The sequence below is a fragment of the Arthrobacter sp. 24S4-2 genome, from assembly GCF_005280255.1.
Lineage (GTDB): Bacteria > Actinomycetota > Actinomycetes > Actinomycetales > Micrococcaceae > Arthrobacter.
Genome location: NZ_CP040018.1, coordinates 3,286,452 through 3,299,998, shown reverse-complemented (window position 1 = coordinate 3,299,998; position 13,547 = coordinate 3,286,452). Strand labels below are relative to the sequence as shown.

The 13,547-nt window shown below is 66.1% G+C and carries 14 protein-coding genes; 7 read left to right on the top strand and 7 right to left on the bottom strand.

The window, feature by feature from the left end:
- Positions 1-15 precede the first annotated feature (15 nt).
- From FCN77_RS15270 to pdxS, 3 genes are all read left to right on the top strand, one after another.
- A complete protein-coding gene (locus tag FCN77_RS15270) occupies positions 16-606 on the top strand; it encodes an HIT domain-containing protein (protein ID WP_137322954.1) in 591 nt (196 codons plus the stop codon).
- Positions 599-1,222: a phosphatidylinositol phosphate synthase gene (gene pgsA, locus FCN77_RS15265; protein WP_137322953.1), complete on the top strand. Its 624-nt coding sequence runs from the start codon at positions 599-601 to the stop codon at positions 1,220-1,222. Before FCN77_RS15270 ends, pgsA begins: the two co-directional genes overlap by 8 nt.
- 166 nt (positions 1,223-1,388) lie before the next feature.
- Complete coding sequence (pdxS, locus tag FCN77_RS15260; RefSeq protein WP_137322952.1) at positions 1,389-2,315, top strand: pyridoxal 5'-phosphate synthase lyase subunit PdxS; 927 nt, start codon at positions 1,389-1,391, stop codon at positions 2,313-2,315.
- A gap of 168 nt (positions 2,316-2,483) precedes the next feature.
- Here pdxS and FCN77_RS15255 read toward each other — a convergent pair whose 3' ends face one another.
- A complete protein-coding gene (locus FCN77_RS15255; RefSeq protein ID WP_137322951.1) occupies positions 2,484-4,496 on the bottom strand; it encodes a M3 family metallopeptidase in 2,013 nt (670 codons plus the stop codon).
- Positions 4,497-4,579: 83 nt separating this feature from the next.
- Between FCN77_RS15255 and FCN77_RS15250 the strand changes: the two genes are divergently transcribed.
- From FCN77_RS15250 to FCN77_RS15235, 4 genes are all read left to right on the top strand, one after another.
- Positions 4,580-5,854, top strand: coding sequence for a CapA family protein (locus FCN77_RS15250; RefSeq protein WP_137322950.1), 1,275 nt, complete (start codon positions 4,580-4,582; stop codon positions 5,852-5,854).
- Positions 5,855-5,971: 117 nt separating this feature from the next.
- Entirely contained in the window at positions 5,972-7,144 is a 1,173-nt protein-coding gene (locus tag FCN77_RS15245) for a hypothetical protein (RefSeq protein ID WP_137322949.1), read from the top strand.
- Entirely contained in the window at positions 7,141-7,854 is a 714-nt protein-coding gene (locus FCN77_RS15240) for an ABC transporter ATP-binding protein (RefSeq protein ID WP_217496317.1), read from the top strand. Before FCN77_RS15245 ends, FCN77_RS15240 begins: the two co-directional genes overlap by 4 nt.
- Positions 7,851-9,035 (top strand): ABC transporter permease, encoded by a 1,185-nt coding sequence (locus FCN77_RS15235; RefSeq protein WP_137322948.1) that lies wholly within the window; start codon positions 7,851-7,853, stop codon positions 9,033-9,035. Before FCN77_RS15240 ends, FCN77_RS15235 begins: the two co-directional genes overlap by 4 nt.
- Here the strand turns inward: FCN77_RS15235 and FCN77_RS15230 are convergent.
- The 6 genes from FCN77_RS15230 to FCN77_RS15205 form a co-directional block, all read right to left on the bottom strand.
- Positions 9,032-9,583 (bottom strand): GNAT family N-acetyltransferase, encoded by a 552-nt coding sequence (locus tag FCN77_RS15230; RefSeq protein WP_175417273.1) that lies wholly within the window; start codon positions 9,581-9,583, stop codon positions 9,032-9,034. The genes FCN77_RS15235 and FCN77_RS15230 overlap by 4 nt on opposite strands.
- Before the next feature lie 56 nt (positions 9,584-9,639).
- Positions 9,640-10,341 carry an alpha/beta fold hydrolase gene (locus FCN77_RS15225; RefSeq protein ID WP_137322946.1) on the bottom strand — a complete coding sequence of 234 codons (702 nt, stop codon included), beginning with the start codon at positions 10,339-10,341 and terminating at the stop codon, positions 9,640-9,642.
- 9 nt (positions 10,342-10,350) lie between these two features.
- Entirely contained in the window at positions 10,351-10,626 is a 276-nt protein-coding gene (locus FCN77_RS15220) for a nuclear transport factor 2 family protein (RefSeq protein ID WP_137322945.1), read from the bottom strand.
- A gap of 281 nt (positions 10,627-10,907) precedes the next feature.
- Positions 10,908-11,345, bottom strand: a complete 438-nt coding sequence (locus tag FCN77_RS15215; protein WP_137322944.1) for a protein-tyrosine phosphatase family protein — start codon at positions 11,343-11,345, stop codon at positions 10,908-10,910.
- Positions 11,346-11,473: 128 nt separating this feature from the next.
- Positions 11,474-11,758, bottom strand: a complete 285-nt coding sequence (locus FCN77_RS15210) for a hypothetical protein (RefSeq protein ID WP_137322943.1) — start codon at positions 11,756-11,758, stop codon at positions 11,474-11,476.
- A gap of 720 nt (positions 11,759-12,478) precedes the next feature.
- On the bottom strand, positions 12,479-13,462 hold the full coding sequence (locus FCN77_RS15205) for a S1C family serine protease (protein WP_137322942.1): 984 nt from the start codon (positions 13,460-13,462) through the stop codon (positions 12,479-12,481).
- Positions 13,463-13,547: the final 85 nt, after the last annotated feature.

Here is a 13,547-nt window from a genome sequence, read left to right as displayed (position 1 = left end):
GGAAGGGCAAACGACGTGCAGGAGACCACAGGCGCCAGCGGAGACTATCCGGGCGACGGCGACGTGACCGATGATTTCGGTCTGGCCGGCGTTCCGGACGCTTTCCAGCGCCTGTGGACCCCGCACCGCATGGCCTACATCAAGGGCGGCCAGCACCAGTTCAAGAACCAGGACGACTGCCCTTTCTGCGTGGCGCCCGCGCGCAGCGACGAGGACTCCCTGATTGTGCACCGCGGGAGCACCGCGTATGTGGTGCTGAACCTGTTTCCCTACAATCCGGGCCATCTGCTGATCTGCCCCTACCGTCACGTGCCGGACTACACGGACCTGACCGTGGAGGAAACGGCTGATTTCGCCGCTCTGACGCAGACAGCCATGCGCGTCCTGCGCAAGGTGTCCAATCCCGGAGGCTTCAACCTCGGGATGAACCAGGGCGTGGTGGGCGGGGCAGGGATTGCCGGCCATCTGCACCAGCACGTTGTCCCGCGCTGGGGCGGGGACGGGAATTTCTTCCCCATCATCGCCCAGACGAAAGCCATCACGCAGACGCTGGGCGAGGTCCGCCAGCAGGTCGCCGAGGCCTGGCCCGAGGACGAACGTGCTTAACCGGCACGCCCGGGGGTTTTTCACCGCGCTGTTCTCGCCTCTTGCGCGCTGGCTTCTGAAAATCGGTGTCTCACCGGACGCCATCACAATCGTGGGCACGGCCGGCGTCGTGGTGGGCGCGCTCGTCTTCTACCCGCTGGGCCAGCTGTGGTGGGGCACCCTCTTCATTACCGCCTTCATCTTTTCTGACGTCCTGGACGGCATCATGGCGCGAATGCAGGAGCGCGGCGGCCGCTGGGGCAACTTCCTGGATTCAACGCTGGACAGGGTAGCCGACGGCGCCTTGTTTGCCGGCCTCGCCGTCTGGTACTTCACCGGAGGTGCGGACCGGTCGATCGCCGTCGCCGCCGTCGTATGCCTGGTGCTCGGCATGGTGGTTTCCTATGCGCGGGCCAAGGCCGAGGCACTTGGCTTCCACGCCAACGTGGGCATCGCCGAGCGCGCGGAACGCCTGGTGTCCGTGCTGGTGGTCACGGGATTCACCGGGATCGGCCTGCCCAGCGTGGTGCTGCTGGTGACACTCATCCTGCTTGCGGCCGCCAGCCTTATCACGGTGGTTCAGCGGATTGCCACCGTGCACCGGCAGTCGCTCGAAGAGACGGGACTGGCGGGGTAACCCGAATTCAGCAGCGTCGCAGCGTGGGACTAGTATTAGCTGTACCTGGTCATTGGATCCGGTAATCCGGTGTGCGCGCGGCGTGGCTTTTCCCGTCTGTGCCGCCGCCTGCGCCGGGACCGAAAGACCGGATCTACGTAACATCTAGCTACCCATAGGGGTTTTTGTGTCTACACCTGATGTAAGCAGCGAAGCCGGCTCGTCCGCCAACAGCGTCACGGGCAGCAACCGCGTCAAGCGCGGCATGGCAGAGATGCTCAAGGGCGGCGTCATCATGGACGTCGTCAACGTCGAACAGGCCCGCATCGCCGAAGACGCCGGTGCCGTGGCCGTGATGGCGCTGGAACGCGTTCCGGCCGATATCCGGGCCCAGGGCGGCGTGTCGCGCATGTCCGATCCGGACATGATCGATGCGATCATCGCTGCCGTGTCCGTGCCGGTCATGGCCAAGGCCCGGATCGGCCACTTCGTCGAAGCCCAGGTCCTGCAGTCCCTCGGCGTGGACTACATTGACGAGTCCGAGGTCCTGACCCCGGCCGACTACGTCAACCACATCGACAAGTGGAACTTCAAGGTTCCCTTCGTCTGTGGCGCCACCAACCTTGGTGAGGCGCTGCGCCGCATCAACGAGGGCGCGGCCATGATCCGGTCCAAGGGCGAGGCCGGGACCGGGGACGTCTCCAACGCCACCGGCCACATGCGCCAGATCCGTTCCGAGATTGCCAAGCTTGCCGCCCTCCCTGAGGACGAGCTGTACGTCGCGGCCAAGGAACTGCAGGCCCCGTACGAACTGGTCAAGGAAGTTGCTGCCGCCGGCAAGCTCCCCGTGGTCCTTTTCACTGCGGGCGGCATCGCCACCCCGGCCGACGCTGCGATGATGATGCAGCTTGGCGCTGACGGCGTGTTCGTCGGCTCGGGCATCTTCAAGTCCGGCAACCCGGCCCAGCGTGCCGCCGCGGTCGTGAAGGCCACCACCTTCTTCGATGACCCCGACGTGATCGCCAAGGCCTCCCGCGGCCTGGGCGAAGCCATGGTGGGCATCAACGTCGACGAAATCCCGCAGCCGCACCGCCTCGCCGAGCGCGGCTGGTAACAGCTCCAAAAGCAGTACGACGCCGGTCGGTCACCTCGCAAGGTGACCGGCCGGCGTCGTACGTTAACCCCAACTGGCTGGCATTTGACGTCGCGAAAGTCACGAAAGTCGCGAAAGTCCGTTTTCACGACGTTAAATGCGAGTTAGTTGGGAGGGCAGGGGCCTGGTCTATTCCAGGCCGCGGCGTTTCAGCAGCGGCTCCAACTGCGCGTCACGGCCTCGAAAGGCCCGGAAGGAATCCAGCGGCTCCCGGCTGTTGCCGCGCGAGAGCAGTTCGGCCCGGAAGAAGTCACCGTTGGCCCGGCTGAGGCCGCCGTTTTCCTTGAACCACTCGACAGTGTCCGCGTCCAGCACCTCGCTCCAGATGTAGGAGTAGTAGCCGGCGGCGTAGCCGTCGCCCGCGAAGATGTGCTGGAAATAGCCGGTCCGGTACCGCGGCGGGATGAGGCTGTGCGCCACGCCGGCCGCTGCCAGGGCCTTGGCCTCGAACTCCAGCACGTCCTCCGGCACGCCTGATCCGTCCAGGACATGCCAGGCAAGGTCCAGGAGCGCGGCCCCGAGGTACTCCGTGGTACCGAAGCCTTCGCCCCAGAGCTGGGATTCGTTGAGCTTGTCCACGACGTCCTGCGGCAGCGGCTCGCCCGTCAGGTGGTGTCGGGCATAGTTGGCCAGCACCTCCGGCCACATGATCCACATTTCGTTGACCTGGGACGGGTATTCCACGAAGTCGCGCGGGACGGCCGTACCGGAGAACCGCGGAAAAGTCACATTGGAAAACAGCCCGTGGAGGGCGTGACCGAATTCGTGGAACGCGGTCCGGAGCTCGTCCAGCGTCAACAGTGTCGGCTCGCCCGCCGGCGGCTTGGAAATGTTCAGGTTGTTGATCACAACCGGCTGCGTGCCGAGGAGCGCGGACTGGTCCACCAGCGAGTTCATCCAGGCGCCGCCGCGTTTGGATTCGCGGGCGTAATAGTCGCCCAGGAACAGGCCCAGCCCGGAGCCGTTCTTATTGCGGACCTCCCAGACCCGCACGTCCGGGTGGTAGCCGTTGAGGTCGGGCCGCTCGTGGAAGGTGACACCGTAAAGGGCTGTGGCGGCGAAGAAGACGCCGTCGCGAAGAACCCGGTCCAGTTCGAAATAGGGGCGCAGGGCCTGCTCATCAACGCTGTACCGCTCCCGCCGCACCTTCGCGGAGTAGAAGGCCCAGTCCCAGGCCTCAAGGGGATGGCCGGCCATCTCGGCAAGGGCGGCCGCCTCGGCGTCCGCGTTCCGGACCGCGGCCGGAGCCAGCCGGTTCATCATGCTCTGCACGGCTTCGAAATCGGGCGCCGTCTGACGGTCAACGGTGAGCTCGGCGTAGTTGGCAAAGCCCAGGAGCCGGGCCTTCTCTGCCCGAAGCCCAACCATGGACTTCACCAGGTCCCGGACGTCCAGGCTTCCGCCGCTGCTGCCCCGGCTGATTGATGCCTGGTAGAGGCGGCGCCGGACGTCCCTGTCTTCCAGTGCCGCCATGGCCGGCTGGTTACTCGGCTGAATGAGCGTGAGCAGGAACTTGCCGTCGTGGCCGGCGGCGCGGGCTGCCTCGGCGGAGCTGGCGACGTCGTCGGCAGGCAGTCCGGACAGCTCAGCGGCGTCGTCCACCAGCAGGGCGGACGTCTTCATGGCTTCCTTGACGCGCTGGCCGAAATCCGTTCCGAGCCGGGACAGCTCGGCGTTGACCGCCCTGAGCCGTTCCTGCCCGTCATCATCCAGCTGGATGCCGGACTGGCGGAATTCCTTGAGGTACTCCTGCACCAGCCTGCCGGATTCCTCGTCGAGCCCGGCCGTGTCGATGGCTGCGAACCGGTCGAACAGCCGCCGGTTCATGTAGATGGCGTCCTGATGGGCTGAGAACTCAGGCGACAGTTCGGTTTCCAGGGCCCGGATCCCATCCGAGGCGTCAGCGGACACCAGCGTGAAAAACGACGCCGCGGCGCGCTGCAGCAGCTGCCCGGCGCGCTCCATCGCCAGCGCGGTGTTTTCGAAGCCGGCCGGTTCCGGGTTGTCCACAATGGCCCGGATTTCGGCAAGGTGCGCGTCGAGGCCGGCGCGGACCGCTTCGGCGTAGTGCGACTCGTCGATGTCCGCAAACGGGGGCAGTCCAAACGGCAAAGGGCTGGGAGTCAGAAGGGGGTTGGTCATGAAGCAACACTTTCATGTAACCGGGTGGTTCTCAATGGTGATTTGGCGGGATTCAGGGATCGTCCGCCGTAGGATTGACGGTCATGGGGGAGTTGCGCAGACGCTACCGAAAATCACCTGGCAAAGGGCGTGCCACGGCGTTCGCCGCAGCAGCGGTCCTGCTCGCTGTTTCGTCGTGCGGTGTGATCGCGGAACAGGGCGCCGGCGGGCGGGTCACCGGAACGGGGCGTACGACGGCGGCCTCCGCTCCGCCGTCGGCCACTGCCACAGCGGTGCCGGCTCCCACGCCGGAACCGACACCCGGCAAGGGGCCCGCGTGCCCCGCCGTCCGGTGCACTTCGGTTCTGGTGACGGGGGACATGCTGGTGCATGCCCAGCTCTGGGACCAGGCCAGGGCGGACGCCGAAGCGGCGGGTAAGCCGGGGCTGGATTTCGGCCCGCTGCTGGAAGGCCAGCGGGCCTACATTGAGAAGAGCGACCTCGCCATCTGCCACCAAGAGACGCCGGTAGCGGGTCCCGAGGGCCCGTTCTCGGCCTACCCGTCCTTCAACGTGCCGCCGCAGATCGTCACCGCAGCGAAAGCCGTCGGGTACCAGGCCTGCACCACCGCCAGCAACCACACCATCGACCGCGGAACAGCCGGACTGGTCCGCACGCTCGACGCCCTCGACGCAGCCGGCCTGAAGCACACCGGCTCCTACCGCACTGAAGCGGAGTCGCAGGGCATCCTGGTGCTGCAGACCGGGGCCGCCAAAGTAGCCGTGATCGAGGCCGCCTACGGCCTGAACGGGCAATACCCCGAGTACGACTGGCAGGTGGACATGCTGGACGCTGCCGCGATGATTGCCAAGGCAAGGAAAGCCAGGGCACTCGGAGCGGACATCGTGCTCGGCGTAATGCACGCCGGGGACGAATATGCCAGCGCTCCCAACACCCAGCAGCGGGAAACTGCCCACGCCCTGGTGGACAGCGGCGAGTTCACCATGGTCTACGGCCACCACACCCACTCGGTGCTGCCCATCGAGAACTACAAAGGGACGTGGATTGCCTACGGGCTGGGCAACGGCGTCACGGAACTTTCCCCCTGGTACGTGGTGAACAACGAGGGCATGCTGGTCCGGGCACAGTTCAGCCAGGATGCCTCCGGAAAATGGGCGGCATCGGACCTCGCCTGGGTCCCATCCGTGATCGTCCGCGGGCCGTACCGGTGGTGTTCCGTTGCTGCCGACGCGCCGCAGGGGCCGTGCGCCGGTGCGGATGCCGATGCGGCCACGCGGTTGCGCACCAGGACCGTGGTGGAGTCAATGGGCGCGGCCGCAGCCGGCGCGCGGGAGCTGATCCTTGCCGACGAGCGCTAAGGCCCAAGATGCCACGAATCCCTGAACCGAAGCTATAGGCTGTGAGGGCATCTCTCGCAGAGGTTCTGTGGGGAGTTACCGAATGGGGCAGAGATGAGGATATTCAGGCGTGTCATCATGCCGGTCGCGTGGTTGGCAGTATTTGCCGTCATCGCCGTGGCATTGGTCAAGATCGCTTTCGTCGACGGAATGAAGTCCGGGCCATCAGTGGCGGGGCCGGCGGCTCAAGTAACCACTCCGGTGGTGCAGGCCATGCGGGCCACGGTCACCAACACCGTTCAGGTGGCGGCAACCATCCAGAGTGACGCCCCGGCGGGCGTCCGCAGCACGGCTGCCGGCAAGGTGACACATATTTTCCTGTCTCCCGGCGCGAAAGTGGCTGCGGGGGACAATCTTTACCAGGTCCGCGCCGAAGTGCCGGCCGAGCCGGCGGCGGATGCCGGTCAACCAACGACGGCGGCGGGCCAGCCCGGCGGACCGGTCACCCAGCCCGTGCGGTCCGGTCCGAGCTACACCTATACGGACGTCCTTGCCCCTGTCTCCGGTGAACTGGAAACCCTTACGGTGCTGATGGATCAGCAGGTGGGCGTGGGCGAAGTGACCGGAACAGTCAATCCCGGAACGTTCACCATCAGCGGGTCCGTTGATGCCGCCCAGCAGTACAGGCTGTTGTCCAAACCCGCATCGGCCAGGATCTCGGTGGTGGGAGGCCCTGCTCCGTTCGAGTGTCCTTCCGTGGTGCTCAAGAGCACGGCCAGCGATGGTTCCGGAAGCGTCGGCGGTGGCAACGGCGGATTGTCCGGAGGGGCCGGCATGTCGGTTCCCTTCGCCACAGCCATCCCTGGCGGCGGCGCTGCCGAGCAGGGCGGTTCGCCCACCGGGACCATCAGCTGCGCCGTCCCGGCCGGGGTGCAGGTCTTCGCCGGCCTTGGCGCGACAATGACCGTGACAGCCGGTCAGGCCACCGACGTCATCACCGTGCCGCTGACTTCCGTGGAGGGCAGCGTTACGGAGGGTTCGGTCTGGCTGGCGCCGGCGGGCGCCACGCCCGGACCCGCCGCGGCCCCGGGCGCTGCCGGCGGTGAACCCGCAGAAGCCCCTGCCGGAGGACCTCCCGGGGAACCGCAGCAGCGAAAGGTGCAACTGGGCCTCAACGACGGCTCCGTAGTGGAGATCGTGTCCGGCCTGGCGGAAGGTGAAGCCGTCCTTGAATTCATTCCGGGCGCTCCCGCACAAATGCAGCCCGGTCCGCAGTTCGCCGGACCCGGGTCCTACCCGGCCGGAGGCTGACCGTGGAAGAACTGGTATCCCTGAGGGGCGTCACCAGGACCGTCAGGCTGCCCGACGACCAGGACCTGCAGATTCTGCAGGGCGTTGACCTCACCGTCCGCAGCGGAGATCACACCGCGGTCATCGGAAGGTCAGGGTGCGGAAAATCCACCCTGCTCAATCTCCTTGGACTCCTGGACCTGCCCACGAGCGGCGAACTCCGCTTTCAGGGAACCCCGGTGGAGCGGCTGGGCAGCAACGCGCGAGCCAGGCTGCGCGGATCCGCGGTGGGCTTCGTGTTCCAACAGTTCAACCTGTTGCCGGGGCGCAGCGCCCTGGACAACGTGATCACGCCGCTGCTCTATGCGCGGGGAAGCGACTTCTGGCGACGGCGGGAACTCGCCATGGACATGCTGGACCGGGTGGGTCTTGCCCGCCGTGCCCAGACCATGCCCAACATGCTGTCCGGAGGTGAACAGCAACGGGTGGCAATCGCCCGGGCGCTGGTCCGCCGGCCGCGGCTGATCCTCGCGGACGAACCCACCGGCGCGCTGGATGTGGGCACCGGCCAGGCTGTCATGGGTCTGCTCGACACCGTGGCCACGGAATCCGGGGCCGCCCTCGTCACGATCACGCACGATGTGAACGTCGCGTCCCTGGCGCGCGCCTGCTACCGGCTGGAATCCGGCGTCCTGTCTCCTGCACAGATCCCGTCAGGAGTCCCCGCATGACCGGCGTCGTGTCCGCCCTGGTGGAAGCCTGGCAGGAACTGCGGATCAACAAGACGCGGATTCTCCTGGCATTGCTGGGTGTGGCTCTCTCTGTTGCGGTCCTGACCTCCGTAGTGGGGGTGGGCGATCTGGCACGTGAAGGGTTCAAAGTAAGCTCCGAACGGAACGGCGGCCGCTCGGCCACCTTAGGCCTGGGAGTTTATGGCCCCACCCCGCCGGATCCGCGAAAACTGGAAGCCGCCTACCAGGGCATCATCGAGCGGTATGGAATCACCCATTACACCCATGTGAGCCAGACACAGCAGCAATTTCAGTTTCCGTACGGCGTGCAGCAAGTGCAGATGCAGGTTGTGGATCCCGGCTACGGCGTGATCCACCGGGTGGAGGTCAGCCAGGGCAACTGGTTCGCGGCCGACGACGAACAGCGCCTTGCCCCTGCGGTGGTCGTTTCGGAGGCCTTTTACAATGCCGCCGGCCGGCCGAACCTTGTCAGCCACCCCAAGGTGAAACTGGTTGGCACCCAGGAAACCACGGCGGTGATGATCGGTGTGGTTCCGGACCAGTACCCGGAGATGCCGCCGTCGGCCTTTATGCTGACGGGCGCCGCGGAGCGGGCGGGTGTTCCCGGCCCGGGTGCCGGGCAGTTCAAGCTCTGGGTCCAGGACGACCAGGCCAAGGCCCTGGAGGCCGCGATCACCTCCGACCTTGAACGGCAGTTCCCGGGCCTGCATGCCCAGGCGCAGAGGATGGACTATGCGAGCAACGGTGATCCGTTCGCAACCGTTCAGCTGGCCGTCGCCGGCATCGCCGGGCTGGTCCTGCTGCTCGGGGCCGTCGGAATGCTCAACATCTCCATGGTGACCGTGCGGTACCGGGTTCGCGAGATCGGCATCCGGCGAAGTTTCGGGGCAACGTCCCGCAGGATCTTCCTCGGCGTCATGATGGAATCCGTGGTTGCCACAGCAGTGGCCGGCGCGGTGGGCGTCATGCTTGCCGTCGCCGTCGTCAAGCATCCGTGGATTGAGTCGAAGATAGCGCCGGGCCTCACCGAGTATCCGGCCTTTCCGGTTGAAGCCGCCATGCTGGGCCTTGGCTCGGCAGTGCTCGTGGGCGCACTGGCCGGCGCAATACCCGCGCTGGTGGCCGTCCGCGTCAAAGTGATTGACGCCATCCGATTCTAGCTGGCGTCCCTGGCTGGTGCCGGAGGTACGTTGAGCACCCTGGAAAAGCGGTGCTCCAGGAGCGCGGGCGCAAGACGCCCGTCCTCCTTGGAGACTCCATCCGCGGACCAGCCCTGCCGGCGATAGAACCGCGCGGCGCGCTCGTTGCCGTCCGCCACCCACAGGTAGGCGCGTTCGTATCCCAGCTCCGCGAGGCCCGCTTCCGACGCGCGGAACAGGACCGACCCCAGGCCCCTGGACCAGTAGGACGGGTGAAGGTTGATCGCCTGCAGTTCACCCGTGCCGGAGGCAGCTGTGTCGCGGGCGGGGCCGTATCCGGACCAGCCCACGGCCTTGCCGGCCACGCAGACCACCAGATGCCGGACGCCCGGAACGGGGTCCGCCAGGGCTTTCCGCCATGACTCAGTCATCCGTCCGGGATCCATCGCGGCCAGGAATTCCGGTGGCAGTATTTCCTTGTAGGCGCGTTGCCACGCCAGGAACTGCGACAGCGCCACGTCGGCTGCATCGCGCGCTGATGCCGGACGTATGGTCCACTCTCCGGTCATGCACATGTCCTTCCCAAGGTTTCCGCCCGGCGGTCGGAGGCTACAGGGGGCGGACGCTAGCCACGGTCGAGGGCGGCAAGGATCGCGGAGCCGAGCTCGGCCGGTCTGGTGAACTGCGGCCAGTGTCCTGTCGGCAGGTCAACGTATTCCACGTCGTGGATCCGTGCGAGCTCCGCCACGTAAGGATGCCCGGCGTCAATCCACTCCTGCAGCACAGCGGAGGGGAACTCGCAGGCAATCACCGTGACCGGGACGTTGTACCGGCGTTCGTCGTGGAGGTGCTGGGGGTCGTATGCCACGCCCTTCGGCTCGGGGATGGCGCGTTCCCTGAACATGGCGCGCAGCCCGTCGTTCAGGCCCACGAGGTCGGCCTCCTCAAAGGCGTCCCAGGCCGGCAGCGGCACATCATCTCCGTCCGCCGGAAGTTCGTCGTTGATCACGCCGCCCTCGCCAAGGGGTCCGCTGTCCACGTAGATGGCACGCGCAACGCGGTCAGGCCTCGCGTCAACCACGCCGTGAATGATGGCGCCGCCGCCGGAGTGGCCAACGAGTACCACCGGCTGGTCGATGCTGTCGACGGCGGCCACGACGGCATTGATATGGTCCCGCAGCCCAATGCCCGCGCGCGGAGCGTCCTGTGACTCGAGCCCGGGCAGCGTGATCGGAATTGTTCGATGTCCGGCCGCGTCAAGCGGCGGGGTAACTTCCGACCACGATGAGGCGTCCAGCCAGAATCCGGGAACAAGGATGATGTCCATGGTGGAACCCTACGCCGGACCGGGCGTGAAGATGCCCTTTCCCGTCGCCATGTCGATCGGCAGGGACGAGTGCTCGTGGGTGATCTTCCAAACTCCGGCTGTTTTCTCCAGCCCTATCGTGAGGCGGTTCGTCATGGAACGCAGGCGGGTTCCGTCAGCCGAAATTCCTGAGAAGCTGACGGCGGCACTTCCGAATGCCACCTCGGCACCGACAGTGGTACTGACGGCGTCGAAACGGACTTCAACGCGTTCTTCGCCCAGGGAACTGAACCACCCGGCGGCCATCCCGCGCCAGGCATCGATGCCGTCGTACTGCCATTGCCCCAGGAATCGAACACGTGCACGCCTTCTGCGTAAAGGGCGGCAAACGCCTCCAGGTCCTTCGCGCAAACGGCGTCGGCGTAGGCATCCATCGCCCCGCGCACCGGGTTGTGGTCTGTGATCATCGAAAAATTCCCTTCCAGCATGCCGGGCTGCGTCGTCAGGGGAATGCTACAACGGAACGGTCAATGTGCGGACGGTCATTCCGGGGTAAGGCCGGGCCAGCGTGTCCACGGGCGGGGGCATCAGGAAATCCGGCCGGCAATGTGCCTGACGTACCAGCGCTGCCACGGCGTCTCCACCGCCCGGCGGCCGTAATGCTCCCGGACGAAAGACACCGCCTGGCCCGGCGGGACACCGTCCATGACGGCGATAATGGCAAGTGCCGTACCGGTCCTGCCGTGCCCGCCCCAGCACGCGATTTCAACGCGCTCGGAACCGGACCGGCGCCAGGCCTCCTGCAGGGTGTTCAGGGCGTCGCCTTGGTTGGCTGGCAACCAGAAGTCCGGCCAGCGCAGCCAGCGGTGCTCCCACGCGACCGGGGGCGGACTGGTGCCGAGAAGATAGACGGCGAATTCCGGAGCGGGACCGTCCGGGAGCGGCCGGCGCAGTCCGCGGCCCCGGATGAGGCGGCCGGAGGGGAGCTGAAGGACGCCGGCAGTCCCTGGTTCCCACATGTTCATGATCTCACCCTGCCACTGGATCGCCGGCAGAGGAAGGCGAAAGCGCACAAAGGAGGGGCATCGCTCGAAAGCGATGCCCCTCCTTGACGCCAGGGCCGGTCGTTCAGGCAACGGCCTGTGGTTGGGGGCTACCTGCGTCCGCCCCTATGGTCATCGTCGCAGTAGCTAACCCACTTCCAGTCGTAGTGGTGCCCGTGGCGTACCTTCGTCCAGTAGCCGTGGTTTTCGCACCAATTCTTGTGATTCTTCCAGTCATGGCCGCCGCGATTCCCGTCGTCGCCGTGGTCCGTGTAGCTCGCGGCCGAAATTGTGACGGTCCTGAGCCCGGTGTCCGCTGCAGCCGGACCGGCAGCCATGGCCGTCCCTCCGATGCCGAGTCCTGCGGCAAGCAGTGTGGACGCGAGCAAACCCATTGACCTCTTCATGAGATCGTCCCATCTTTTTGTTCATTCCCAGGTGTAGGCCGCAGGCGGCGGCAGAACGTAGAAATTGCTGTCAGCCGCCGGTCCGACGCCGGTCCCGCCGTACAGTCCTGTCCCTCATTTGCCTGCGGTTGATGGTCCCCAAAATTGCACGGTCATGCGGGCGCAATTGCTGCACCAAAGGTCTCGGTCCTGTTCCAGGACCGGAAGCGCAGAGTCCTGCGGAACCGTAGAGCCCGCCTGTGACTGGAAACCCCGTACCCTGCGCGACTGGTGCAACGCCAATGCTGCGTTTCGGGAACGGTGTTCAGATATGTGGGCACCCCCGTGCCTACCCCAATATCCACAGTCCGGGTTCGGGGAAGGTGAGCCTCGAACGGGACTGTAGCGGTGGAACAACACCCGTCCGCTACTCCGATGTGCGGAGGTGTGTTCACCAACAACCATAGCGGCGGGCGGCAATTCAGAACAGGAATGGGGGTTTATTACTTGGGGAAACGCGCTATCATGCTCCCGGGACGCGTCGTGGGCATGCCTCGCGGGGGTTTGTGTGTATTTGGGCCCGGAGCGCGCATTCCACGCGGATCTGGTTCGCGGCGGACCCCTATTGTTACGGCGTGATCGACAGGATTCGCACTGGCTCGACGAACGAGGCACGGTCAAGTGCGTCGTCCGGAAGCGATGTGGCCACCCGGTTGATGGACGCCATACCTACTGCTTCTCGGTCATTTCCTCGGGGACGGCGACTAGATGGAGTTCCGTGCCGTCACGCAAGGCGGAAATGTCCAGCGGCGCCCCGATGGCCTCCGAGAAAAGCAGTTTCTGCAGGCTCTCCGCGTTCGAAACGGACTTTCGCCCCACACTCAGCAGCACGTCTCCGGCGCGTAGTCCGGCCCGTTCGGCCGGTGATCCCGAGAGAACCTCGACGACGAGAAGACCGTCGCGGTGCCCGGTGCGGACCACGGAACTGACGGGCAGCTGAATCGGCGTGTTCACGAGCCCCAGGTAGGCGCGCCGGACGCGTCCGTCCGCGAGTAGAGAAGCGATGATCCGCCGTGAGGTGGCGTTGATGGGAACCGCCAAGCCCAGCCCGGCGCCTGCCACCGCGGTATTAATGCCTACGATCCGGCCCCGTGCGTCGGCCAGGGCCCCTCCGGAGCTGCCGGCGTTGAGGGCGGCGTCGGTCTGGATGACGTCCTCGATCACCCGGCGGTTGCGTCCGGACCACACCGGAATGGAACGTCCCAGGCCGCTGACAACGCCCGCCGTTACGGAGCCTGAGAGCCCCAGCGGATTGCCGACCGCAATCACGAGCTGTCCCACCTTGAGGAGTTCGGCGTCGCCCAATTCAGCGGGCGGTACGGTGGGAGCCTTGCCATGGACGATGGCAAGGTCCGACAGGGGATCGGCACCGACCACTTCCACGGCCGCACGGGTTCCGTCGGCAAACACCGCCTGCCCCTTTCCCGCGCTGCCCACCACATGGGCGTTGGTCAGCAGGTAGCCGTCAGAGGTAAACAGGACTGCGGATCCGGCGCCCACGCGGAACCTGCCGTTGCGCCCGTTCCCGGTCATTTCGATCGAGGCCACCCGCGGGGTGACCGTTTCCGCAACCCGGATGACCGTCGCCGAATAGGAATCCAGCGGGTCCTCGGCAGAGTTCATTCCACCGACTTCGGTGCTGACTGTATCCATGGTGCGCCTCCCTGACATGGTGCTTACCTATGTCAACGGCCGGGCCCGCGAACGTACTCCTGTGAGTCCTACGCCGTCAGAGAAA

Coding starts and splice junctions, on each gene's coding strand:
- FCN77_RS15255 (WP_137322951.1), bottom strand. CDS start 4,496: ATGACCAACCCCCTTCTGACTCCCAGCCCTTTGCCGTTTGGACTGCCC.
- FCN77_RS15230 (WP_175417273.1), bottom strand. CDS start 9,583: ATGACCGGAGAGTGGACCATACGTCCGGCATCAGCGCGCGATGCAGCC.
- FCN77_RS15235 (WP_137322948.1), top strand. CDS start 7,851: ATGACCGGCGTCGTGTCCGCCCTGGTGGAAGCCTGGCAGGAACTGCGG.
- FCN77_RS15225 (WP_137322946.1), bottom strand. CDS start 10,341: ATGGACATCATCCTTGTTCCCGGATTCTGGCTGGACGCCTCATCGTGG.
- FCN77_RS15245 (WP_137322949.1), top strand. CDS start 5,972: ATGCCGGTCGCGTGGTTGGCAGTATTTGCCGTCATCGCCGTGGCATTG.
- FCN77_RS15220 (WP_137322945.1), bottom strand. CDS start 10,626: ATGGCCGCCGGGTGGTTCAGTTCCCTGGGCGAAGAACGCGTTGAAGTC.
- FCN77_RS15205 (WP_137322942.1), bottom strand. CDS start 13,462: ATGGATACAGTCAGCACCGAAGTCGGTGGAATGAACTCTGCCGAGGAC.
- FCN77_RS15210 (WP_137322943.1), bottom strand. CDS start 11,758: ATGGGTTTGCTCGCGTCCACACTGCTTGCCGCAGGACTCGGCATCGGA.
- FCN77_RS15250 (WP_137322950.1), top strand. CDS start 4,580: ATGGGGGAGTTGCGCAGACGCTACCGAAAATCACCTGGCAAAGGGCGT.
- FCN77_RS15215 (WP_137322944.1), bottom strand. CDS start 11,345: ATGAACATGTGGGAACCAGGGACTGCCGGCGTCCTTCAGCTCCCCTCC.